Raw genomic sequence first — 23,197 nt, 5'->3', positions numbered from 1 at the left:
GCCGCCGTACCCGCCGCGCCACCGCCGCCGCCCCCGCCGATCCGATCGGCGGGGGCGGCGGTGTGTTCAACGGACGTCCGGTTTTCGCGCGTCGCGCGTCCACCCGGAATGTTCATGCGGTCAACATCGGGCAGGATGAGCGCATGGCAGCGATCCCGGGAGGAAAGAGCTATCACCACGGCGACCTGCGCAACGCCCTCATCTGCGCCGCCGTCGGTCTCGCCGGCGAAGGAGGGCCCGAGCGCGTCGTCCTGCGCGAGGCCGCCCGCCGGGTCGGCGTCTCGCCCACCGCCGCCTACCGGCACTTCGAGGGACGCGGCGAGCTGCTCGCCGCCGTCCGCGACCACGCCCGGCGGGCCCTCGCCGACTCCATGGAGCGGGCCGCCGCCCGCATGCCCGGCGCCGACGACCCCGCCCTCGCCGCCGAGGCCCGGCTCGCCGCCCTCTGCCGCGGCTACGTGGCCTTCGCCGTCGAGCAGCCCGGCCTCTACCGCTCCGCCTTCGGCACCCCTCGTACCGAGGCCGCGGACCCGGAGACCCCGGTCGGCGAGGTACGCGCCTTCACCCTGCTCGCCGACGCCCTGACCGCCCTCGGCGCCACCGCCCGCCCGCCGCGGGCCGCCCGCCCGGCCGCGGACGCCGCCGCGTGGTCGGCCGTGCACGGACTGTCGCTGCTCCTCCTCGAAGGGCCGCTGCGCCGGCTGCCCGCCCAGCGCCGGGACGACGTCGTCGACTCCACCCTCGCCATGGTGGTCTCCGGAACCCGCGTACCCTGACGCCCGGGACGGCCCGAAGCGCGCCGGGACGCGCCCCACGTCATGGTCGGCAAGGTCAAGAACGGGTGAACTTCCGCTCCCTCGGGGAAGGTTGACGCCACGCACGGCGTTGTGCACAGGCGCCCGGCCCCCCGACGCGGCATCCTGCCTCGTACAACGTAAGCTGTACCGGTCTGTTTCGCGGCAAGTGGGGCGATACCCCACGGCGTCCGGGTGCCGGGCGGAGGGCCACGGGCAGGGCTCGGCGGCGTGTCCGAAATAGGATGGATTCGATCCGCGGTGTAGAACGGGAGATGTGACGGCCATGACGCAGAATCTCCAGCTCCACGAGGGTGTCGCCGTCCCCGCGTCGGGCAGCGGCCGGTGACCGGAATCCGGCAGGTGCGAGACCAGGACACCTCGCACGCCACTCTCGACAAGGCCGCGGACGAGAACTTCCCCGTGGCGCCCTTCTTCCTGCCGCGCGCCTGGCGCGACGACCTGATGGCCGTCTACGGCTTCGCCCGGCTCGTCGACGACATCGGCGACGGCGACCTCGCCCCCGGCGGCGCGGACGCCCGGCTCCTCGGCGTCGCCCCCGAACGGGTCGGCGACCGGCTGGCCCTCCTGGACGCCTTCGAGACCGACCTCCGGCGCGTCTTCGACCCCGCCGGCGACGGCCCGCACCACCCGCTGCTCCGCGCCCTCGTCCCCACCGTCCGGCGCTGCGGACTGCCCCCCGAGCCCTTCCTCGGCCTGGTCGCCGCCAACCGGCAGGACCAGCTGGTCAGCCGCTACGAGACCTACGACGACCTGCTCGCCTACTGCGAGCTCTCCGCGAACCCGGTCGGCCGGCTCGTCCTCGGCATCACCGGCACCGCCACCCCCGAGCGGATCCGCCGCTCCGACGCGATCTGCACCGCGCTCCAGATCGTCGAACACCTCCAGGACGTCGCCGAGGACCTGGCCCGCGACCGGGTCTATCTGCCGGCCGAGGACCTCAAGCGCTTCCACGTCACCACCGACGACCTCGCCGCCCCCACCGCCGGGGCCTCGGTGCGCGCCCTGATCGCCTTCGAGGCCGGCCGGGCTCGCGACCTGCTCGACTCCGGAGCCCCGCTCGTCGGCAGCGTCCGCGGCCGGCTCCGGCTGCTGCTCGCCGGCTTCACCGGCGGCGGGTACGCGGCACTCGACGCGATCGCCGCCGCGGGCTTCGACGTCCTGCCCGGGCCGCCCAAGGCCGCCAAACCGAGTCTGATGCGCCGGGCGGGCGCCGTCCTGCTCACGGCGCGGAGAGAGGGGTGAGCCGCACCGTGGAGGGACAGTCCCAGCCGTCCGCGCCCGTCCAGGCCGCGTACAGCTACTGCGAGGCCGTGACCGGACAGCAGGCACGCAACTTCGCGTACGGGATCCGGCTGCTGCCGACCGAGAAGCGCCAGGCCATGTCGGCGCTCTACGCCTTCTCGCGGCGGGTCGACGACATCGGCGACGGGCCGCTCGCGCCCGCCGACAAGAAGGAGCGCCTGGAGGGCACCCGGGCGATCCTCGCCCGGATCCGCGCGGGCGAGGTCGAGGAGGACGACACCGACCCGGTGGCCGTCGCCCTCGCCGACACCGCACGCCGCTTCCCGGTCCCGCTCGAAGGCCTCGACGAGCTCATCGACGGCGTCCTCATGGACGTGCGCGGCGAGACCTACGAGACCTGGGACGAGCTCAAGGTCTACTGCCGTTGCGTGGCCGGTGCCATCGGCCGGCTCTCGCTCGGCGTCTTCGGCACCCAGCCCGGCGCCGCCGGCGCCGACCGCGCCCCCGAGTACGCCGACACCCTCGGCCTCGCCCTCCAGCTCACCAACATCCTGCGCGACGTCCGCGAGGACGCCGGCAACGGGCGCACCTACCTGCCGGCCGACGACCTCGCCAAGTTCGGCTGCTCCGGCGGCTTCGCCGCCGACACCCCGCCGCCCGGCGCCGACTTCGCCGGCCTGGTCCACTTCGAGGTCCGCCGCGCCCGCGCCCTCTTCGCCGAGGGCTACCGCCTCCTCCCCATGCTCGACCGCCGCAGCGGCGCCTGCGTTGCCGCCATGGCCGGCATCTACCGCCGCCTCCTCGACCGCATCGAACGCGACCCCGAGGCCGTCCTGCGCGGCCGCGTCTCGCTCCCCGGCCGCGAGAAGGCCTACGTGGCGGTCCGCGGCCTGTCCGGCCTGGACGCCCGCCACGTCTCCCGGCGCACGGTCAGGAGGCCGGCATGAGCGACGGAGCAACGGGCGGGGCGCCGCTGGGCGAGGTGGTGCCGGCGGGCGCCGGCGAAGCCGCGCGCCGCTGCCGCGCCACCGCGTCCGCGCCGCAGGCTGCCGGGGCTTCGCGTGCCCGCGCGTCCGCCGGGCGCGCCGGCGGCTTCGCGCCGCGGCGGATCGGCGCCGTTTTGGGGGACGATGTCGTGCGACGGCGCCGCGCCACCGCGTCGGCGCCGGGGGCGGCCGCGGCCTCGCGATGCCGCGCCTTCGCCCGGCGCGCCGCCGGCGTCGGCGTCACCCGCACGGCCGGTCACGCGTCCGGGACAACCCGAGGCGCCCGGACCGCGTCACTGAGCACGACGTCCCGAGGGGAGGCCGGATGACCGCCGACGACATCAGGGTCACCGGGGGAGCCGGCGCCGTGCGCGGGCACGGCGGGCGGCCGGCCCGGGCCGTCGTCGTGGGCGGGGGGCTCGCCGGGGTGACCAGCGCGCTGCAGCTGGCCGAGGCCGGAGTGCGGGTCACCCTGCTCGAAGGACGGCCGCGGCTCGGCGGGCTCGCGTTCTCGTTCAAGCGCGGCGACCTCACCGTCGACAACGGGCAGCACGTCTATCTGCGCTGCTGCACCGCCTACCGCTGGTTCCTGGAGCGCGTCGGCGGCGCGCACCTGGCGCCCGTGCAGCGGCGCCTGGACGTGCCGGTGCTCGACGTCGGGCGCCAGGCCGGGCCGCGGCTCGGCCGGCTGCGGCGCTCCGCCCTGCCCGTACCGCTGCATCTCGCGGCGAGCCTCGCCACATATCCGCACCTGTCGCTCGGCGAGCGCGCCGGCGTGGCCCGGGCCGCGCTCGCGCTGAAGAAGCTCGACCCCGCCGACCCCGCCCTCGACGGCATCGACTTCGGCACCTGGCTCGGCCGGCACGGCCAGTCCGCCCGCACCGTCGAGGCGCTGTGGGACCTGGTCGGCGTCGCCACCCTGAACGCCGTCGCCCCCGACGCCTCCATGGGCCTGGCCGCCAAGGTCTTCAAGACCGGCCTGCTGTCCGAGAACGGCGCCGCCGACATCGGCTGGGCGCACGTCCCGCTCGGCGAGCTGCACGACACCCTCGCCCGCAAGGCCCTCGACGCGCTCGGCGTGCGCACCGAACTGCGCGCCAAGGCCGAGCGCATCACCCGTGGCGACGACGGACGCTGGAGCGTGACGCTGCCGGGGGAGACCCTGGAGGCCGACGCCGTCGTCCTCGCCGTCCCCCAGCGCGAGGCCCGCGAACTGCTGCCCGACGGCGCCCTCGACGACCCCGACCGGCTCCTCGACATCGGCACCGCGCCCATCCTCAACGTGCATGTGGTCTACGACCGCAAGGTGCTGCGCCGGCCGTTCTTCACCGCGATCGGCAGCCCCGTCCAGTGGGTCTTCGACCGCACCGAGTCCTCCGGGCTCACCGGGCCCGGCCAGTATCTGGCGGTCTCCCAGTCCGCCGCCCAGGACGAGATCGACGAACCCGTCGCCGTGCTCCGCGAGCGCTACCTCCCGGAACTGGAGCGGCTGCTGCCCGCCGCCCGCGGCGCCGGCGTCCGGGACTTCTTCGTCACCCGGGAGCGGACCGCCACGTTCGCCCCCACCCCTGGCGTCGGCCGGCTCCGGCCAGGCGCCCGCACCCGCGCGCCCGGCCTGTACCTGGCCGGCGCATGGACCGCCACCGGCTGGCCCGCGACCATGGAGGGTGCCGTCCGCAGCGGTTTCAGCGCCGCGGGCGCCGCGCTCTCCGCACTCGGCCGCCACTACGACCATCCGCTGCAGGAGGCGGCATGAGTGTGAGTACCGGAACTAGAGGAGAGACCGTGCCGACTGTGCCACCGGGGAATCCGGCTGTCGACACCGCGGACGTCGCCGCACTGCTGGAGCGGGGCCGCGCCCTGTCCACGCCCGTCATGCGAGCGGCCGTCGACCGCCTCGCGCCGCCCATGGACACCGTGGCCGCCTACCACTTCGGCTGGATCGACGCCCTGGGCCGCCCGACCGAGGGCGACAGCGGCAAGGCCGTGCGCCCCGCGCTCGCCCTGATCTCCGCCGAGGCCGCCGGCGCCGCCCCCGAGGTCGGCATCCCCGGCGCCGTCGCCGTGGAGCTCGTGCACAACTTCTCGCTCCTCCACGACGACCTCATGGACGGCGACGAGCAGCGCCGCCACCGCGACACCGTGTGGAAGGTGTACGGCCCCGCCCAGGCCATCCTGGTCGGCGACGCGCTGTCCGCCCTGGCCAACGAGGTGCTGCTCGAACTCGGCACCGTCGAGGCCGGCCGCGCCACCCGCCGGCTGACCACCGCCAACCGCAAGCTCATCGACGGCCAGGCGCAGGACATCTCGTACGAACACCGCGAGCGGGTCACCGTCGAGGAGTGCCTGGAGATGGAGGGCAACAAGACCGGCGCCCTGCTCGCCTGCGCCGCCTCCATCGGTGCCGTCCTCGCGGGCGCCGACGACCGCACCGCCGACAAGCTGGAGGAGTACGGCTACCACCTGGGCCTCGCCTTCCAGGCCGTGGACGACCTCCTCGGCATCTGGGGCGACCCGGACGCCACCGGCAAGCAGACCTGGTCCGACCTGCGCCAGCGCAAGAAGTCGCTGCCCGTCGTCGCCGCCCTCGCGGCCGGCGGCCCGGCCTCCGAGCGGCTCGGCGAACTGCTCGCCGCCGACGCCAAGAGCACCGACTTCGACTCCTTCTCGGAGGCCGAGTTCGCCGCCCGCGCCGCCCTCATCGAGGAGGCCGGCGGCCGGGACTGGACCTCCCAGGAGGCCCGCCGCCAGCACGAGATCGCCGTCAGCGCCCTGCACGACGTGGACCTCCCGGCCCACGTGCGGGCCCAGCTCACGGCACTGGCCGATTTCGTCGTCGTACGGAAGAGATGATCACCATCGCTCTGATATGAGTGCGCAGTCGCCGGCCGGTGCCACCCGGCACCGGCCGACGGCAGACCCGAAGAAGCAGAAAGTACGCGCCAGTACACCGCCTGCACGAAGGGGAAGCCATGACAGCGACGACCGACGGAAGCGCCGGGGCCATGGGACCCCGAGCAGCCGCGGCCAGCACCACCGCCACGACCACCACCGCGCCCGCGTTCACGTCGCAGGGCGCCCTCGACAAGGCCGCCGCCCGAGCGGCCGAACGCTCCGTCGCCCACCTCCTCGGCCGCCAGGACCCCGAGGGCTGGTGGAAGGGCGACCTGGAGACCAACGTCACCATGGACGCCGAGGACCTGCTGCTCCGCCGGTTCCTGGGCATCCTCGACCCGGAGACCACCCACGCCGCCGCCCTCCACATCCGCGGCGAGCAGCGCGCCGACGGCACCTGGGCCACCTTCCACGGCGGCCCCGCCGAACTCTCCGCCACCGTCGAGGCCTACGTCGCCCTGCGGCTCGCCGGGGACGTCCCCGAGGACCCGCACATGGCGCGCGCCGCGACCTGGGTCCGAGAGCAGGGCGGCATCGCCCGGGCCCGCGTCTTCACCCGCATCTGGCTCGCCCTCTTCGGCTGGTGGAGCTGGGACGACCTGCCGGAGCTCCCGCCCGAGCTGGTCTTCCTGCCGAGCTGGTTCCCGCTCAACATCTACGACTTCGGCTGCTGGGCCCGGCAGACGATCGTGCCGCTCACCGTCGTCTCCGCCAAGCGGCCGGTGCGGCCCGCGCCCTTCCCGCTGGACGAGCTGCACACCGACCCGGCACGGCCCAATCCGGGCAAGCCCCTCGCCCCGGCGGCCAGTTGGGACGGCTTCTTCCAGCGCGTCGACAAGGGACTGCACCTCTACCGCAAGGTCGCCCCGCGCCGGCTGCGGAAGATCGCCATGAACGTCGCCGCCCGCTGGATCGTCGAGCGGCAGGAGAACGACGGCTGCTGGGGCGGCATCCAGCCGCCCGCCGTCTACTCGGTCATCGCCCTCCACCTGCTCGGCTACGACCTCCAGCACCCGGTCATGAAGGCCGGTCTCGAGTCCCTCGACCGCTTCGCCGTGTGGCGCGAGGACGGTGCTCGGATGATCGAGGCCTGCCAGTCCCCGGTCTGGGACACCTGCCTCGCCACCATCGCGCTCGCCGACGCGGGCGTACGGCCCGACCACCCGGCCCTGGTGAAGGCCGCCGACTGGATGCTCGGGGAGGAGATCGTCCGCAAGGGCGACTGGGCCGTGCGCCGGCCCGGACTCCCGCCGGGCGGCTGGGCCTTCGAGTTCCACAACGACAACTACCCGGACATCGACGACACCGCCGAGGTGATCCTCGCGCTGCGGCGCGTCGCGCACCCCGAGCCGGCCCGGGTGGACGCGGCCGTCCGGCGCGGTGCACGGTGGACCGCCGGCATGCAGTCGCGGAACGGCGCCTGGGGCGCCTTCGACGCCGACAACACCAGTCCCTTCCCCAACCGGCTGCCGTTCTGCGACTTCGGCGAGGTCATCGACCCGCCCTCGGCCGACGTCACCGCCCACGTGGTGGAGATGCTCGCCTGGGAGGGCCGCGCCGACGACCCCCGCACCCGCCGGGGCATCGAGTGGCTGCTCGCCGAACAGGAGCCCGGCGGCGCCTGGTTCGGGCGCTGGGGCGTCAACTACATCTACGGCACCGGCTCGGTGGTGCCCGCCCTCACCGCCGCCGGGCTCGCCCGCAGCCACCCCGCGATCCGCCGGGCCGTCGGCTGGCTGCGGTCCGTGCAGAACGAGGACGGCGGCTGGGGCGAGGACCTCCGCTCGTACAAGGAACAGGGCTGGATCGGGCACGGCGAGTCGACCGCCTCGCAGACCGCCTGGGCGCTCATCGCGCTGCTCGCGGCCGGCGAGCGGGAGTCCGAGGCGGTCCGGCGCGGCGTCGCCTGGCTGGCCGAGACCCAGCGCGAGGACGGCTCCTGGGACGAGCCCCAGTTCACCGGCACCGGCTTCCCCTGGGACTTCTCCATCAACTACCACCTCTACCGCCAGGTCTTCCCGCTTACCGCGCTCGGCCGCTACGTGAACGGGGAGCCGCCCCTGCCCGGCCGGAAGGCCCGCTGATGGCCGGCGAACCGGCGGCCGGGGCGGCCGGGGCATCCGAGGGCGCGGGGCCCGCCGTGCCGCCGCTGGTCGTCGCCTGCGCGCTCGGCATCGAGAAGCTGGCGCTGCGCAGCGGAGACCGGGGCGGGGCGCCCGCACCGGTCACCGTGGTGCGCACCGGCATGGGACCGGCGCACGCCCGGCGGACCGTCGCGCGCACCCTCGGCCGGGAGGCCTGGCGGGACGCCGCCGTCATCGCCTCCGGCTTCTGCGCCGGGCTCGCGCCCGGCATGCACCCCGGCGACCTGATCGTCGCCGAGGAGACCCGCGGCCCCGACGGCACCACCCCGTGTGTCGGCACCGACCTGCTGGTCAAGGCCCTCAGCCGGGCGCTGCCCGGCCGTACCGTCCACACCGGCCCGCTCACCGGCTCCGACCACGTGGTGCGCGGCCCCGAGCGGGCCGCGCTGCGGGCCGGCGGCGCGATCGCCGTCGACATGGAGTCGGCCGCCACCCTGAGCACCGCCGTCGCCGCCGGAGCACGCCCGGTTGCGGCCGTACGGGTGGTCGTGGACGCTCCAGAACATGAACTGGTCCGGATCGGCACGGTGCGCGGGGGAATATCGGCCTTCCGTGTGCTTCGTGCGGTCCTGCCCGCATTCTTCGAATGGCACCGTTCTTTGCTGCTCCCCAGGAGGTGAACGAGTTATGGCCATGCCGCTCCGTCAGTCCATCCGGGTCGGGACCTATCTCTTCGAACAGAAGCTCCGCAAGCGGGACAAGTTCCCGCTGATCGTCGAGCTGGAGCCGCTCTTCGCGTGCAACCTCAAGTGCGAGGGCTGCGGGAAGATCCAGCACCCGGCCGGTGTGCTCAAGCAGCGCATGCCGGTGGCCCAGGCGGTCGGCGCCGTCCTGGAGTCCGGGGCGCCGATGGTCTCGATCGCGGGCGGCGAGCCGCTGATGCACCCTCAGATCGACGAGATCGTGCGCCAGCTGGTGGCCAAGCGGAAGTATGTCTTCCTGTGCACCAACGCCCTGCTGCTGCGCAAGAAGCTGGAGAAGTTCACGCCCTCCCCGTATTTCGCCTTCGCGGTGCACATCGACGGGCTGCGCGAGCGGCACGACGAGTCGGTGGCGAAGGAGGGGGTGTTCGACGAGGCCGTGGCGGCCATCAAGGAGGCCAAGCGGCACGGATTCCGGGTCACCACCAATTCGACCTTCTTCAACACCGACACCCCGCAGACGATCATCGAGGTACTGAACTTCCTCAATGACGACCTGCAGGTCGACGAAATGATGATCTCGCCCGCCTACGCCTACGAGAAGGCCCCGGACCAGGAACACTTCCTGGGCGTCGAGCAGACCAGGGAACTCTTCAAGAAGGCGTTCGCGGGTGGAAACCGGCGCCGCTGGCGCCTGAACCACTCACCGCTCTTCCTGGACTTCCTGGAGGGCAAGGCCGACTTCCCGTGCACCGCGTGGGCGATCCCCAACTACTCTCTCTTCGGGTGGCAGCGCCCCTGCTATCTGATGAGCGACGGCTACGTCCCGACGTACCGCGAGCTCATCGAGGAGACGGACTGGGACAAGTACGGCCGCGGCCGGGACCCGCGCTGCGCCAACTGCATGGCGCACTGCGGGTACGAGCCCACCGCCGTCCTCGCCACCATGGGCTCGCTCAAGGAGTCCCTCCGCGCGATCCGCGAGACCGTCAACGGAAACGGGTGACGCGAGATGACGGGTGACCCGGCCATGAAGGGCGGATCCGGCCCCCGGGGCACGTTCGACCTGCGGGCACTCCTGGCCGCGCGGGGCGGCGAGCGCTACGAGCTGCACGCCCGCCACCTCAACCACCAGCTCCCGCGGATGCTCCACACCATCGGCTTCGACAAGGTCTACGAGCGGGCCGAGGGCGCCCACTTCTGGGACGCCGACGGCAACGACTACCTCGACATGCTCGCCGGCTTCGGCGTCATGGGCCTCGGCCGGCACCACCCCGTCGTCCGGCAGGCCCTGCACGACGTGCTCGACGCCCAGCTGCCCGACCTCACCCGCTTCGACTGCCAGCCGCTGCCCGGTCTCCTCGCCGAGCGGCTGCTCGCGCACAGCCCGCACCTCGACCGGGTCTTCTTCGGCAACAGCGGCACCGAGGCCGTGGAGACCGCCCTCAAATTCGCCCGGTACGCCACCGGCCGGCCCAGGATCGTGTACTGCGCGCACGCCTTCCACGGCCTCACCACCGGCTCCCTCTCGGTCAACGGCGAGAAGGGCTTCCGGGACGGCTTCGCACCGCTGCTCCCCGACACGGCGATCGAGCTCGGCGACCTCGACGCCCTGGAGCGCGAGCTGCGCAAGGGCGACGTGGCCGCCTTCGTCGTCGAGCCCATCCAGGGCAAGGGCGTGCACGAGACCCCGCCGGGCTTCCTGCGCGCCGCCCAGGAGCTGCTGCACCGGTACGGCGCGCTGCTGATCGCCGACGAGGTGCAGACCGGCCTCGGCCGGACCGGCGACTTCTACGCGTACCAGCACGAGGACGGCGTCGAACCCGACCTGGTCTGTGTCGCCAAGGCGCTCTCCGGCGGCTATGTGCCGGTGGGCGCCACCCTCGGCAAGGACTGGATCTTCAAGAAGGTCTACTCCTCGATGGACCGGGTGCTCGTCCACTCGGCCAGCTTCGGCGCGAACGCGCAGGCCATGGCCGCCGGACTCGCGGTGCTCTCGGTCATGGAGTCCGAGGACACCGTGGCGCACGTGCGCAGGGTCGGCGACCTGCTGGCGGCCCGGCTGCGCGAGCTGGTCCCGCGCTACGAGCTCCTGAAGGAGATCCGCGGCCGCGGCCTGATGATCGGCATCGAGTTCGGCCGCCCGACCTCGCTCGGCCTGCGCAGCCGCTGGACCATGCTCCAGGCGGCCCGCAAGGGACTCTTCGCGCAGATGGTCGTGGTGCCGCTGCTCCAGCGCCACCGGATCCTCACCCAGGTGTCCGGCGACCACCTGGAGGTGATCAAGCTGATTCCGCCGCTGGTCGTCGACGAGGCCGACGTCGAGCGTTTCGTGACCGCCTTCACGGCGGTGATGGACGACGCCCACGCGGGCGGCGGACTGATGTGGGACTTCGGAAAGACACTGGTCAAGCAGGCGGTCGCGCAGCGCTGACCTGATTCCGGCGTCCTTCGGTCACAGGGTTCCGGCTCGGGGTTCCACCCGGGGTTCCGCCCGGGGGGTCCGGCTCGGGGTTCCGCCCGGATTTGCCTCTGGGGCAAGAAAGTTGCCTCAGAGGCACGTGCCTGGCGCAATGGACGCATGAACCACGTCACCGACGCCCTCCCGGACGTCGCTCCGCAGCTGCGGGCCCTGCGCCGCAGGCGCGGGCTCACCCTGGAGGGGGCCGCCCAGCGCGCCGGGCTCTCGCCGGCCCATCTGTCGCGGCTCGAGACGGGGAACCGGCAGCCCTCGCTGCCGATGCTGCTCGCCCTCGCCCGTATCTACGGTACGACGGTCTCCGAGCTGCTCGGCGAGGTGCCGCCGGAGCGCGACCCGGTCGTGCGGGCCGGGCGCTCCGAGCCGGTCGAGGCCGACGGCTGGATCTACCGGCAGGCGGGCGGCGCGGGCCGCGCCATGCAGGCGCTGCGCGTCCACGTCCCGTACGCCACCAGCGCCGACATCGTGCGGGTCCATCCGGGCGAGGAGTGGATCCACGTCCTGGAGGGACGGGTCAGGCTCGCGCTCGGCGACGCCGTGCACGTCCTCGACCCCGGGGACAGCGCGCACTTCGACTCGCTCACCCCGCACCGGATCGGCGCCGCCACCCGGTCGGGCGCCGAGCTGCTGTTCGTCCACACCCTGATGCAGAGCCCCGCCGCCGAGCTGTGCCTCGGCGACGGGACCCCGCATCGACGCTGAGGTCTAGAAAGGACCGACATGTCCGAGAAGTCCGCCCCGGTCACCGGCGAGGAGCGCGGTGAGGGCAAGTTCCCCAAGGGCCTGGTGCTCCGGCTCTTCGCCTACCTCATCGCCGGCCACGTCTTCGCCGCCTTCCTCTATCTGCTCTTCGCGATGGGCGCGAAGTAGCGGCGCGGGGTGGCTCTGAAGGGGCCTATGCCTCCGTGAGCAGGCGTTCGCGCAGGCGCTCCCGGGTCTCCGGGGCGAGCCGCAGCCCCTCCGCCAGGTAGGCGTCGACCGAGCCCCAGCTCTCCTCGATGGTCCCGAAGGCGGCCCGCAGATACTCCACCCGCGCGTCGAACAGCGGCGCGAGCAGCTCCATCACCTCGGGCGACATCCCGTCCGGGGCGGTGGAGCTGCGCTGCACCTTGTAGCGGCGGTGCGGCGCGTTGGACTTCACGTAGTCCGCCTCGATCGCCTCGCGCTCCACGCCGACCGCGAGCAGCGAGATCGCGATCGCCAGGCCGGCCCGGTCCTTGCCGGCCGCGCAGTGCATCAGGGCCGGGACGCTGTCCTCGGCCATCGCGTGCAGGATGCGGCTGTGCTCGGCGGTCCGCCCGACGATCATCTTCTGGTACGAGTCGGACATCCGGGCCGCGGCCTTGCCGTCGCCCAGGATCCCGCGCAGCTGATCCAGGTCCCCGTCGCGGACCAGCTTCCAGAACTCCTTGCCGTCCGCCGGGTCGTTGAGCGGGATGTTCACGTTCCGCACGCCCGGGAGCTCGACGTCCGCGCCCTCGATCCGTCGGTCGGCCTCGTTGCGGAAGTCGAAGACCGTGTGCAGTCCCAGGGTGGCGAGGAAGGCCGCGTCCTCCGTGGTGGCGTGCGCCAGGTGACCGCTGCGGAAGAGGTGCCCGGGGCGCACGGACCGGCCGTCCACGGTCGGCAGTCCGCCCAGATCGCGGAAGTTGCGTACGCCGGTGAGCTCGGGCTCGGTCGTCGCTTGCGTCACGGTTGCTCCTGCTCTCGAGATCGGTTCCTGCGGCAATCATCATGGCTGGCGGACCGCGCGGGCACCCCCTCGGGATGGAATGGGTGATCTGTCCGTATTGGGCGATTGCGTATAACGCGCCCTGGTTGCAGGGGAGATGGGATCCGGGGCGTGAGCAGCGTCATAGACGTGACGGACCGTGGCTGATCGTCTTTTCCAAATTCCCCTCGGCAAAGGGAGATCGAGAGACCGTCATCCACGGAGGGTCACCGGAATTCCGGGCGGATATCACGGAATTCGAGATCGAATGGAACCGGCGGCTTGTTCCGCTCGTCCCCGCTCGTCTAGCGTCGCGCTCACTCCGGACGGACCGCCGAATCCTGCCGCCGACCGGAATCCGCACTCACCCGTACACGGCAGGAGCGGGGGACCCAGGTAAGTCGCCGATCCCTCGGAGAGAAGGACGGCTCGGGGTGAAGCCGCGCGACCGCGCGGCCGGACATCTCCAGTCCGAACCCGACAGCTCACCTCGCAGGCGACGGAGAGGAAACCGCCATGCCCGCGAAGGGTAAGCACCGCCGTACCAAGGCCAACCCGATCACCCGCGGGTTCGTGGCCGCCGGCGCCGGAGGCGCCGTCGTCGCCCTCCCGCTGATCGGTGCCACCGGCGCGCACGCCGCCGAGCAGGCCGCCCCCGCCGCCCCGCTCCAGGCCGTCGCCGCCGTCGCGCCCGCCGCCGTCACCCCCGCCAAGGCCCCGGCCGCCAAGGGCACCAGCTACACCGTCGTGCGCGGCGACTACCTGTCGAAGATCGCCACCGAGCACCACCTCGCGGGCGGCTGGCAGAAGCTCTACCGCGACAACCGCCAGGTCGTCGGCGAGAACCCCTCGCTGATCTTCCCCGGCATGAAGCTCACCCTCGGCGCCAAGAACACCGCCAAGGCCGCTCCCGCCAAGGCCGCCCCCGCGCCCAAGGCCGCCGCGCCCAAGAGCTCCGCGAAGAGCTCCGCCAAGAACGGCGACACCGCGCCGAGCCGCGCCTCCCGCGGCAGCGAGCGCACCGCGGCCCCGGCCGCCGCGAGCTCCTCCTCGTCCTCCGCCGAGTCCACCTCGGCCGGCGCCGCCACCTCCTCCGGCTGGTTCGCCCCGGTCGGCGGCGGCGTCTCCACCCCGTACCGCGCCTCCGGCTCCATGTGGTCCTCCGGCTACCACACCGGTGTCGACTTCATCGCCTCCACCGGCACCACCATCCGCGCGGTCGGCCCCGGCACCGTCTACTCCGCCGGCTGGGGCGGTGCCTACGGCAACCAGGTCGTCATCCAGCACGCCGACGGCACCTTCTCGCAGTACGCCCACCTCTCCTCGCTGTCCGTCTCCGCCGGCCAGACCGTGAGCGGCGGCCAGCAGATCGGCCTCTCCGGCGCCACCGGCAACGTCACCGGCCCGCACCTGCACTTCGAGATGCGCACCGGCCCGGAGTACGGCTCCGACATCGACCCGCTGGCCCTCCTGCGCCAGCACGGCGTGAGCATCTGACGTCACGTCGACCATCCGACCCCGTTCGGACAGCACCCGGAGGCCCGGCACGCACGTGCCGGGCCTCCGGCGTATTCCGGCTTGGTGGAATCTTTATCGGTGGCATATGTCACCCGGCGTCAACCCCTCCTTACGGTCGCGTAGGTCACATCAGGAAGGGAAAGATGTGGTCCCGTGGCAGACGATTCGAGATCTACAGAAACCAATGCATTCGGGTCGTACGCGGCGATCGGTGACAGCTTCACCGAGGGCGTGGGGGATCCCGGTCCCGACGGGGCCTTCGTCGGGTGGGCGGACCGGTTCGCGGTCCTCCTCGCCGACGAGCTGCCGGAGAACGACGAGTTCCGGTACGCCAATCTCGCCGTACGGGGGCGCCTCCTGGACCAGATCGTCGCGGAACAGGTCCCGCGGGCGAAGGAACTCGCCCCCGACCTCGTGACCTTCTGCGCCGGCGGGAACGACATCATCCGCCCCGGCACCGACCCCGACGACGTCGCCGAGCGCTTCGAGCGCGCCGTCGCCGACCTCACCTCCGCCGTCGGCACCGTCATGGTGACCACCGGCTTCGACACCCGCGACGTGACCCTGCTCAAGCATCTGCGGGGCAAGATCGCCACCTACAACGGGCACGTCCGGGCCATCGCCGACCGGTACGGCTGCCCGGTGCTCGACCTGTGGTCGCTGCGGTCCGTCCAGGACCGGCGCGCCTGGGACGAGGACCGGCTGCACCTCTCGCCCGAGGGTCACACCCGGGTCGCGCTGCGCGCCGCCCAGGTCCTCGGCATGGAGGTGCCCGCCGACCCGGAGCAGCCGTGGCCCCCGGAGCCGCCGCGCGGCACCCTGGAGGTCCGCAAGGACGACATCCACTGGGCCAAGGAGTACCTGGTGCCGTGGATCGGACGCCGACTGCGCGGCGAGAGCTCCGGCGACCACGTCGAGGCCAAGCGCCCCGACCTGATGCCGCTCTAGCTCCGGAGGAGCTTCGGCCCCGTGTACGCGGGAAGGTTCGCCGGGACGCGTTCCAGGACGCCCCCGGCGAACACGTCGTACAACGGCAGCGTCTCCAGGTGCACATAGCCGATGTGGCAGTCGCACACCGCCAGCGGGCACGGCCGGGGCCGCAGCGCCGCCCGGTACGAGCCGTCGTAGAGGTTGCCGAGCTCGGCCTTCACGAAGTGGCAGCGCCGCACCGTCCCGTCGCCGTCCACCGAGACCACCGACTCGCCGGTGCGGCACGGCAGCCCCGCCGAGGGGTGCGGATGCCGGCTGTACGGGAAGAGCGGGTCGAGCTCCGTCCAGGCGGCGGCCTCCGCGTCCGTGTACGTGTGGCCCTCGGCCGCGTTCACCCACAGGTACACGTGCCCCGGCAGCTCCGCGCGCAGCCGCCGGGCGTGCTCCCGGTGCTCGGGAAGCCCCACGATGCCCACGCTGAAGCGCACCCCACGCGCGGCCAGCTCCCGGCACTTGCCGAGGAAGCGCTCGTACGGCGTCTGGCCCGGGTGGTAGGTGCACCACAGCGCCGCCGTGTCGAGGTCGGCCTCCGCCAGCCACTCGGTGCGACAGCTCAGATTGGTCTGGATCGCCACCCGCTCCACCTGCGGAAGGCGCGACAGCTCGACGAGCGCGCGCCGGTACCAGGAGCGCACCAGGCCCTCGCCCCACGGCGTGAACAGGATCCGCAGCCGGTCCCCGGTCTGCCCGGCCGCCCACCCTGCGAAGCGCTCCAGCGCGGCCCGGTCGGCCCGCAGCCGCTCCGGGCTGTCCCGCCGCTTGGCGAAGGGACAGTAGGGGCAGTCGTAGTCGCAGGAGGCGAGCGGCCCCCGGTAGAGCACGGTCAGATCCATGGCCGCCCCCTACTTGGCCTCGTACGCGGCCATGGCCGCCCGTACCGCCGGCGAGAACAGCTCGGGACCGAGCCCGTCGGAGTGCGCCAGGCCCTCGGGGGAGAGCCGCAGCAGCCCCGCCGGGGCGTCGGTGTCGAGCCAGCCGCGCTCCTCGAAGCGGGCGAGCTCGGCCGGGAAGTCGGTGAAGGGGGAGCCGCCCCCGAACCGGTCCGCGTACTCCGCGAGGGGCATCCCCGCGGCCTGGAGCAGCGACTGCAGCAGATGTCGGCGGCGCGCCTCGCCGTCGTCGACCCGGCGGCCCACCTCGGCCCGGGAGAAGTCCCGCGTGTCGGTGTAGGCATCGATGATCGAGCGGATCTCGGGCATGCCGACCGCGTAGTCGAAGGAGTAGTGCAGCCGCGAGGTGTAGGAGCGGGCGCCGCAGCCCAGGCCGATCATGCCGTCGGTCTGGCAGGCGTGGTCGTCCGGGCCGAGGGCCGGTGCGTCCGCGCGCCGGAACATGCGCATCGACACCTGCCGGTAGCCGCGCGCGAGGAGGTGGTCGCGGCCGTGCCGGTAGAGCCGCAGCCGCCGCTCGTCCCACTCCCGCTCGCTCTCGGCCGGGCCCTTGCGGCCCAGACCGGTGAGCGGCCGGACGTACAGCGGATACAGATAGAGCTCCTCCGGGCGCCAGACGAGGGCTGCGTCGAGCGAGTGGCTCCAGGAGGCCTCGGTCTGGCCGTCGATGCCGTAGATCAGGTCGATGTTGAGGACCGGGACGCCGCAGTCGCGGATCCGGCCGAGGGCCGCCTCGACCTCGGCCCGGCGCTGCGGGCGCACCGCCGCCCTGGCCTCGGACTCGACGAAGCTCTGCACCCCGATGCTCAGCCGGGTCGCGCCGCGCTCCGCGAGCACCGTGAGCCGGTCGGCGGTCGCGGTGGACGGGGAGGTCTCCACGGACAGCGGCACCGCCCGCAGATCGGCGCCCATGCGCCGCTCGGCGATGTCGCACAGCCGCTCCAGCTCGGCAGCGGTGAGGAAGGTGGGCGTGCCGCCGCCGAACGCGGCCGTGGCGAACCGCACCGGCGCCGTGTCGCCGAGCGCATCGCGTACGGCCGTCGCCTGCCGGTCGAGCGCGTCGAGATAGCGGGTGGTCAGTTCGTCCGGGGCGCCGATCCGGGTGAAGAGGTTGCAGAAGCCGCAGCGGACCTCGCAGAAGGGTATGTGCGCGTAGAGGGACAGCGCGTCCTTCGGCTCGTCCGCCCACAGCCCGGCGAGGGCGGGCCGGTCGGGCAGCGGGCGGTAGGCCGTCTTGTGCGGATAGGCGTAGACGTAACTGGTGTACGGGCGGGGGTACGCGTGGCGGTACGGGTGGGTGGTCTCGGGCATGGTGGTCACGCGGCGCCCTCCAGGGCGGCCGTCCCGGCGTCCGGGCCGGGCAGCACGAACTGCGCGTACGGCACCGTCCACACGCTCTCGTGGCCGAGCCGGTGCCCGGTGAAGCCGTCGTCGCCGTAGGCCGTGCCGTGGTCGGAGCAGACGATCGCGAAGCAGTCGCGGCGGCTGCTCATCGCGGCGAACAGGCGCCCGATGTGCCGGTCCACGTACTCGAGCGCGGCGGCGTGCGTGGCCCGGGAGTCGCCGGCCTCCCGGCTCGCGCCGTCCAGATGGAACCAGTTGGGCTGGTGCAGGGCCGCGACATTGACGAAGAGGAACAGCCGGCGGTCCCGGGGCAGCGCGGCCACGACCTCCTCGGCCCGGGCGACCTGGGACTCGAAGGAGGTCGGCGAGGCCACCCCGAAGGACGGCTCCCAGTGGCTCTCCTGGAAGAGACCGGGCAGCACCGTGCCCAGCGGCGGCTGTCTGTTGAAGAAGCCCACCCCGCCGAGGCAGACCGTGCGGTAGCCCTCGTGCGCGAGCGCCGACACGAGGTCGGGGGTGTCGTGGAAGACGAAGGTGCCGTCGGCGGTGGTCTCGCTGCCCGCGAACCGGGCCGCGAAGAGCCGCGGGTGCGGGCCGGGCGTCGCCGGGGTCGGCAGGAAGCCCGCGAACATCGCCTGGTGCGAGGCGTAGGTGAAGCTGCCCGGCGCGTGCCGTCGCTCCCACGCCCCGCCCGGCAGATGTCGGGCCAGGTTCGGTATGCGGCCCTCGGCGGCGAGTTCGGCGGCCACGTCGAAGCGCAGGGTGTCGAGGGTGACCAGGAGCAGATCGTGGCTGCCCACGATCGTGTTCATGTCGACGGTGTTCATGGAGTTCACGGCGTGCTGGTTTCTGTGGTGCTCGTGGTTCTGAAGGTCGTTCGGGTACGGAGCAGGGCGGCGACCTGGGCGGCGTAGGTGTCCCGGCCCTCGGCCCCGCTGCCCGGCAGCCCGGTGAGGCCGGGCAGCAGATCGCCGAAGGCGTTGACCTCGCCGACCGAGAAGCGGCGCCAGCCGGCCGCGGGCAGCAGGTCGACCCCGACGCAGTGGGTGCCGGGGAAGGCGGCGGCGGCCCGCTCGCACACGTCGAGCGCGTCGGTGAGCCGGCCGCCGGCCGCGCCGATCGCGGCCCGGACCGTGGCCAGGTCGCCGCGGGCGCCGCCCAGATGCAGATTGGTCATGGGGGAGCGGCTGGTGCGCGCCACCGCATGGGTGGCCCGGCCGTCGACCACCACGACCCGCAGATCGGCGGCCCGGCCCTCCAGGGCGGCCTTGGGTATCCAGCGCTCGATGTGCAGACCGTCCGGGGCGAGGGCGTCCACCAGTGCGGCGACCTCGGCCTCCGTGCGGTAGCGGCGCACCCGGAGCGAGTTGAACAGGAGCCCGTCCGGGGCCCGTTCCACCGAGGTGGTGGCCTGGACCCGGCCGCCGCCCGCGGTCTCCACGGCGAGGACGCCCGAGGCGGAGGAGCCGTGGGCGGGCTTCACGAACACCCGGGCGAGCCCGGCCCCGGCCATCAGCGCCCGCACATCCGCCCAGCCGCGCACCGGCGGTGCGCCCGCGCCCGAGGTGGGGGAGTCCGGCACGGGCACCCCGGCCGCCCGCAGCCGCCCGTGGGTCAGCCGCTTGTCGAACAGGACGGCGGTCTCGGCCGGGTCGTCCACCAGGACCGCCCCGGCCGCCGCCACCCGCGCGGCGAGCCCCGGAAGGGCGCCGGTGAACGCCTCGTACCAGCGCCGCGAACCCTCCACCCGGGTCGGGTCGTCCGCACCGCGCAACAGTCGGTCCACCTCGGGATCCTCCCCGGGGGTGTCGACCCGGACGGTCTCCCCGGGGCGGAACTCCGCTGCCCCGCGCAGCACGTCGACCCACGGCACCACACGCGCCGCGGGCAGCCCGGCGGCCGCCACCGCGTCCAGGAAGAACCGGACCCGGCGGCTTCCGGGGTTGCCGACGACGGCCAGGTCCCGCCCGGTGGGCCGGACCCGGCGGAGGTCCGCGGCGGAGGTCACTCGCCGACCGCGGTGTAGCGCCAGGTCCTGCCGTTGTACTCCCGTGGGACCTGCCGGTCGCTCACGTCCACGGTGACACCGTGCGGCGCGAGCGCGGCGGTGACCCGCTCGCACATCTCCTCGGACAGGAAGTGGTGCGACAGGTCGAGCCGCCGCAGGTGGGTGAGCGGCTGCCCGGCGAGCAGCGTCTCGGCGCCCCGGTCGGTGAGCTCGCCCATGGACAGGTCGAGCTCCTCCAGGCGGGCGACGACGGGGGCGGTCGCCACCGCGTCCACGACCTCGTCCTGGGTGTCGCTGTTCCGCAGCCCCAGATACCGCAGCGCGGGCAGCCGGGTGCCGGCCAGGATCGGCTCCAGGTCCGCGGGCGTGCTGTCGTTGCCGTAGTCGTCCCGGCCGAGCCACAGCTCCAGGTGCTCCAGGGCGGGGAAGTCGCAGGCGCCGATGTCCCGGACCACGGCGCCCGGCAGACCGCCGGTCTGCACGACGAGCCGGCGCAGGCCCTCGTGCCGCACCGGCGGGAAGGCGAGCTCGCTGCCGCCGCGCACGGCCAGGGTGACCAGGCCGGGGTAGGCGGCGAGCAGCGGAGTGACGTCGGACTGGATGATCCAGCTGATCTCGCAGTCCTCGGACAGCATGTCGCCGAGGAACACCGCCTCCAGGGCGGGCAGTCGGTCCTTGGCGGCGACCAGCGCCTCGACGACGGGGGCCGAGGAGTTCTCGTAGGCCTCGTCCCAGCCGCCGACGACCACGGCCCGGACCTTCGCGGTGTCCACGGTGTCGAGGAAGCGCGGGAAGAGCTCCTCCCACTGCTCGTCCTCGGGTTCCGCGTAGGTCGCCGCGGAGAGCCGCCAGGCCACCGCGGCGGGGTCGGGCAGCCCGGACTGCTCGGCGGCCTCCACCTTCCCGCCGGGAGCGGGGAACTCGAACACGGGCAGGTCGTGGAACTCCCGCAGGTAATTCCCGATGGTCATGAACGCTCCAGACACCAGAGGGGCCGCCGGACGGCGTGGATCGGCCGATGCCAGAAGTTCTACCAAGCGGCACTGACAACGCCCGTACCCGGGCCGGGAGCTGCGCGTACCGCTCTTCGCCGGGCCACCGACCGGCCCGTCCCTGGTACGGAGAGGTGAAGGACGGCGCCGCCCGGTCGTGGCGCGGGGGCCGGGCGGGCGGCGGCTGGTGGGATGTGCGCGGCCGGAGGACCGGCAACCACCCCCGAAGGGACCGCCCATGACACCACGTCAGCCCCACGACCTGCCAGGCGCCCGCCCGGCCCGCCCGCTCCGCGCCCTCGCCGTCGGCGCCGCCCTCGGCGGGGTGCTGCTCGGCGCCGCCGCCCCCGCGAACGCCGTCGCGCCGGGCGCCGTCCCCGCCGCGGCCGTACGGGCGCCCGCACCGGCCACCGTGACGGTCAGCGGCAGCGGCCGGGCCGCCGCCGCGCCCGACCTGGCCGTGCTCTCGGTCGGGGTCGAGGCCACCCGCAAGACCGCGAAGGAGGCCCTGGCAGCCCAGAACACGGCCGCGAAGGCCCTGGTCGACGCGCTGCACGCGCAGGGCGTCGCCGACCGCGACATCCGCACCGAGAACCTGTCCCTCGCGCCCGTCTACGCCCAGAGCAGCGCGGGCGAGAGCAAGGTCACCGGATACCAGGCCGGACAGAGCTTCGCCGTGAAGGTCCGCGACCTCGACCGGACGGGCCAGATCATCGGCGCCGTCAACGACGCCACCGGCGACGCGGGCCGGATCAGCGGGGTCGTCTTCGACGTGTCCGACCCCACCGCGCTGCGCGCCGCGGCCCGCGAGGCCGCCCACCGCGACGCGCGGGACAAGGCCGAGCAGTACGCCCGGCTCAGCGGCCGGCGGCTCGGCCGGCTCGTCTCGCTCACCGAGGGCGAGAGCGCCCGCCCCGGCCCCGCCGCGGTCCCCGCCGCCGCCGACGGGGGTGAGGCGGTGCCGCTCGCACCCGGCGAGATCGAGGAGCACGTGACCGTCACCGCGGTGTACGAGCTGGTCTAGGAGTCGGTCGGGAGTGGATCCGTAGCCGATCGGGCGCCGACCCGGGCGCCGGCCCAGGACAGACCCCGGTCGGGCGGTGGCACGGGCGCCGGTCCGGGCCTCCCCGGCCGCCGGCCTCGCTCCAGGGCGGCGCCGGACCCGGCGGGCCGCCCATAATGAAGGGACCACCGACCTCAGGAGGCCCTGTGACCGGCACCGGCTCCGACCCCTCGCTGCGGGCACGGCTGCGCGCGCTGCGCCCCGCGGCCTTCGGCGCGGACCCGAGCGGAGAGCGGCTGGAGCGCATCCGCCGCTCGCCGAACTTCGCCGACGGGGTCTTCCAGAACCCGGAGCAGGCCAGCCACCGGCCGTCCGGCTCGACGATCGAGTTCGCCAAGGTCTACTTCGAGAAGGAGGCGCGGGCGCGCCGGGCCCCCACCGGCCGCATCCCCGTGCACCCGACCACCATCGCCGACCTGGCCAGGCCGCCGGCCGGCGGCCTCCGCCTCACCTGGATGGGCCACTCCAGCGTCCTCGCCGAGATCGACGGCCGCCGGGTGCTCTTCGACCCGGTCTGGGGCGAGCGCTGCTCGCCCTTCGCCTTCGTCGGGCCCAAGCGCCTGCACCCCGTGCCCGCCCCGCTGGCCGCGCTCGGCCCGGTCGACGTCGTGGTGATCTCCCACGACCACTACGACCACCTCGATCTGCCGACGATCAAGGCCCTGGCGACCAGCGACACCCTCTTCGCGGTGCCGCTCGGCGTCGGCGCCCACCTGGAGCACTGGGGCGTACGCGCCTCCCGGCTGCGCGAGCTGGACTGGAACGAGTCCACCGAGGTCGGCGACCTGCGGCTGACCGCCACCCCGGCCCGCCATTTCTGCGGCCGCGGCCTGCGCAACCAGCAGCACACCCTGTGGGCCTCCTGGGTCGTCGAGGGCCCGGAGCACCGGATCTACCACAGCGGCGACACCGGCTACTTCTCCGGCTTCCAGGAGATCGGCGCCGCCCACGGCCCCTTCGACGCCACCATGATCCAGATCGGCGCCTACTCCGAGTACTGGCCCGACATCCACATGACCCCGTCCGAGGGCCTGCGCGCCCATCTCGACCTCCAGGGCGGCAGCCCGCACGGAGTGCTGCTGCCGATCCACTGGGGCACCTTCAACCTGGCCCCGCACGCGTGGGCGGAGCCGGGGGAGTGGACGAGGTACGAGGCCGAGGAGGCCGGCCAGGCGGTGGCGTTTCCCCGGCCCGGTGAGCCGTTCGAGCCTGCGGGGAAGCTGCCGTCCGACGCCTGGTGGCGCGGGGTGGCCCATCCGATCGCTCACCCCTGGCGCCGACCCCGGCCGGTCGAGGCTCCTGCCGCGGCACCCAGGCCTGATCTCGACCTGGCGGGTGAGAGGTGACGACGGGCGAGAACGACCATGGCTAGGTTGCGCACCTGCTGACTCGCCTTTCGGACGAAGAGCGCGGTCGTGTGGTGAGCGCGTTGGCGGCGTGACCAGGCGGGCGCCTTCGTGAGTGCCCAGCAGTTCG

Annotated in this window: 22 protein-coding genes and 1 riboswitch; of the genes, 16 read left to right on the top strand and 6 right to left on the bottom strand. The window is 73.6% G+C overall.

Annotated elements, in window-relative coordinates:
• Positions 1 to 143 precede the first annotated feature (143 nt).
• From AB0M18_RS17330 to AB0M18_RS17275, 12 genes are all read left to right on the top strand, one after another.
• Entirely contained in the window at positions 144 to 776 is a 633-nt protein-coding gene (locus AB0M18_RS17330; protein ID WP_365758688.1) for a TetR/AcrR family transcriptional regulator, read from the top strand.
• Positions 777 to 1,157: 381 nt separating this feature from the next.
• Complete coding sequence (gene hpnC, locus AB0M18_RS17325) at positions 1,158 to 2,060, top strand: squalene synthase HpnC (protein WP_365758686.1); 903 nt, start codon at positions 1,158 to 1,160, stop codon at positions 2,058 to 2,060.
• Positions 2,057 to 3,007, top strand: a complete 951-nt coding sequence (hpnD, locus tag AB0M18_RS17320) for a presqualene diphosphate synthase HpnD (protein ID WP_365758684.1) — start codon at positions 2,057 to 2,059, stop codon at positions 3,005 to 3,007. Before hpnC ends, hpnD begins: the two co-directional genes overlap by 4 nt.
• Positions 3,004 to 3,375 (top strand): hypothetical protein, encoded by a 372-nt coding sequence (locus AB0M18_RS17315; RefSeq protein WP_365758682.1) that lies wholly within the window; start codon positions 3,004 to 3,006, stop codon positions 3,373 to 3,375. The genes hpnD and AB0M18_RS17315 overlap by 4 nt, the downstream gene beginning before the upstream one ends.
• Positions 3,372 to 4,802, top strand: a complete 1,431-nt coding sequence (gene hpnE / locus AB0M18_RS17310; RefSeq protein WP_365758680.1) for a hydroxysqualene dehydroxylase HpnE — start codon at positions 3,372 to 3,374, stop codon at positions 4,800 to 4,802. Before AB0M18_RS17315 ends, hpnE begins: the two co-directional genes overlap by 4 nt.
• Positions 4,799 to 5,899, top strand: coding sequence for a polyprenyl synthetase family protein (locus AB0M18_RS17305; protein ID WP_365758678.1), 1,101 nt, complete (start codon positions 4,799 to 4,801; stop codon positions 5,897 to 5,899). The genes hpnE and AB0M18_RS17305 overlap by 4 nt, the downstream gene beginning before the upstream one ends.
• A 119-nt stretch (positions 5,900 to 6,018) precedes the next feature.
• Positions 6,019 to 8,025 (top strand): squalene--hopene cyclase, encoded by a 2,007-nt coding sequence (gene shc / locus AB0M18_RS17300; protein ID WP_365758676.1) that lies wholly within the window; start codon positions 6,019 to 6,021, stop codon positions 8,023 to 8,025.
• The gene (locus tag AB0M18_RS17295) at positions 8,025 to 8,705 is read left to right on the top strand and encodes a 1-hydroxy-2-methyl-2-butenyl 4-diphosphate reductase (protein ID WP_365758674.1); all 681 of its coding nucleotides are present in this window, start codon (positions 8,025 to 8,027) and stop codon (positions 8,703 to 8,705) included. Before shc ends, AB0M18_RS17295 begins: the two co-directional genes overlap by 1 nt.
• 7 nt (positions 8,706 to 8,712) lie before the next feature.
• On the top strand, positions 8,713 to 9,732 hold the full coding sequence (gene hpnH / locus AB0M18_RS17290; protein WP_365758672.1) for an adenosyl-hopene transferase HpnH: 1,020 nt from the start codon (positions 8,713 to 8,715) through the stop codon (positions 9,730 to 9,732).
• 24 nt (positions 9,733 to 9,756) lie between these two features.
• Positions 9,757 to 11,160, top strand: a complete 1,404-nt coding sequence (locus AB0M18_RS17285) for an aspartate aminotransferase family protein (RefSeq protein ID WP_365758768.1) — start codon at positions 9,757 to 9,759, stop codon at positions 11,158 to 11,160.
• 147 nt (positions 11,161 to 11,307) lie between these two features.
• Positions 11,308 to 11,907 (top strand): helix-turn-helix domain-containing protein, encoded by a 600-nt coding sequence (locus tag AB0M18_RS17280; protein ID WP_365758670.1) that lies wholly within the window; start codon positions 11,308 to 11,310, stop codon positions 11,905 to 11,907.
• An 18-nt stretch (positions 11,908 to 11,925) separates the two neighbouring features.
• Positions 11,926 to 12,075 carry a DUF6126 family protein gene (locus tag AB0M18_RS17275; RefSeq protein WP_365758668.1) on the top strand — a complete coding sequence of 50 codons (150 nt, stop codon included), beginning with the start codon at positions 11,926 to 11,928 and terminating at the stop codon, positions 12,073 to 12,075.
• Positions 12,076 to 12,100: 25 nt separating this feature from the next.
• Here the strand turns inward: AB0M18_RS17275 and AB0M18_RS17270 are convergent, their stop codons facing one another.
• Positions 12,101 to 12,898 carry a tyrosine-protein phosphatase gene (locus AB0M18_RS17270; protein WP_365758666.1) on the bottom strand — a complete coding sequence of 266 codons (798 nt, stop codon included), beginning with the start codon at positions 12,896 to 12,898 and terminating at the stop codon, positions 12,101 to 12,103.
• Positions 12,899 to 13,271: 373 nt separating this feature from the next.
• Positions 13,272 to 13,428, top strand: a riboswitch (cyclic di-AMP (ydaO/yuaA leader).
• 4 nt (positions 13,429 to 13,432) lie between these two features.
• Here AB0M18_RS17270 and AB0M18_RS17265 point away from each other — a divergent pair.
• Both AB0M18_RS17265 and AB0M18_RS17260 read left to right on the top strand, forming a co-directional pair.
• Positions 13,433 to 14,413, top strand: a complete 981-nt coding sequence (locus AB0M18_RS17265) for a LysM peptidoglycan-binding domain-containing M23 family metallopeptidase (protein WP_365758664.1) — start codon at positions 13,433 to 13,435, stop codon at positions 14,411 to 14,413.
• 174 nt (positions 14,414 to 14,587) lie between these two features.
• Entirely contained in the window at positions 14,588 to 15,382 is a 795-nt protein-coding gene (locus tag AB0M18_RS17260; protein WP_365758662.1) for an SGNH/GDSL hydrolase family protein, read from the top strand.
• Here the strand turns inward: AB0M18_RS17260 and AB0M18_RS17255 are convergent.
• From AB0M18_RS17255 to AB0M18_RS17235, 5 genes are read right to left on the bottom strand one after another with little or no spacing between them, the layout of a single operon-like run.
• Complete coding sequence (locus tag AB0M18_RS17255; RefSeq protein WP_365758660.1) at positions 15,379 to 16,257, bottom strand: STM4011 family radical SAM protein; 879 nt, start codon at positions 16,255 to 16,257, stop codon at positions 15,379 to 15,381. The genes AB0M18_RS17260 and AB0M18_RS17255 overlap by 4 nt on opposite strands.
• Positions 16,258 to 16,266: 9 nt before the next feature.
• Positions 16,267 to 17,625 carry an STM4012 family radical SAM protein gene (locus AB0M18_RS17250; RefSeq protein WP_365758766.1) on the bottom strand — a complete coding sequence of 453 codons (1,359 nt, stop codon included), beginning with the start codon at positions 17,623 to 17,625 and terminating at the stop codon, positions 16,267 to 16,269.
• Between the two features lie 5 nt (positions 17,626 to 17,630).
• The gene (locus AB0M18_RS17245) at positions 17,631 to 18,470 is read right to left on the bottom strand and encodes an STM4013/SEN3800 family hydrolase (protein WP_365758764.1); all 840 of its coding nucleotides are present in this window, start codon (positions 18,468 to 18,470) and stop codon (positions 17,631 to 17,633) included.
• A gap of 20 nt (positions 18,471 to 18,490) precedes the next feature.
• Positions 18,491 to 19,666, bottom strand: coding sequence for an STM4014 family protein (locus tag AB0M18_RS17240; protein WP_365758658.1), 1,176 nt, complete (start codon positions 19,664 to 19,666; stop codon positions 18,491 to 18,493).
• On the bottom strand, positions 19,663 to 20,637 hold the full coding sequence (locus tag AB0M18_RS17235; protein ID WP_365758656.1) for an STM4015 family protein: 975 nt from the start codon (positions 20,635 to 20,637) through the stop codon (positions 19,663 to 19,665). Before AB0M18_RS17235 ends, AB0M18_RS17240 begins: the two co-directional genes overlap by 4 nt.
• A gap of 259 nt (positions 20,638 to 20,896) precedes the next feature.
• On the opposite strand from AB0M18_RS17235, the gene AB0M18_RS17230 reads away from it, so the two are divergent.
• Both AB0M18_RS17230 and AB0M18_RS17225 read left to right on the top strand, forming a co-directional pair.
• On the top strand, positions 20,897 to 21,682 hold the full coding sequence (locus AB0M18_RS17230; RefSeq protein WP_365758654.1) for an SIMPL domain-containing protein: 786 nt from the start codon (positions 20,897 to 20,899) through the stop codon (positions 21,680 to 21,682).
• 185 nt (positions 21,683 to 21,867) lie between these two features.
• On the top strand, positions 21,868 to 23,067 hold the full coding sequence (locus AB0M18_RS17225; protein ID WP_365758652.1) for an MBL fold metallo-hydrolase: 1,200 nt from the start codon (positions 21,868 to 21,870) through the stop codon (positions 23,065 to 23,067).
• Positions 23,068 to 23,197: the final 130 nt, after the last annotated feature.

This window comes from Streptomyces sp. NPDC051909 (genome assembly GCF_040681095.1).
In the GTDB taxonomy this organism is placed as follows: Bacteria; Actinomycetota; Actinomycetes; order Streptomycetales; family Streptomycetaceae; genus Streptomyces.
The sequence above is the reverse complement of the archived record's forward strand: the minus strand, read 5'-3'. Positions and strand labels throughout refer to the sequence as shown.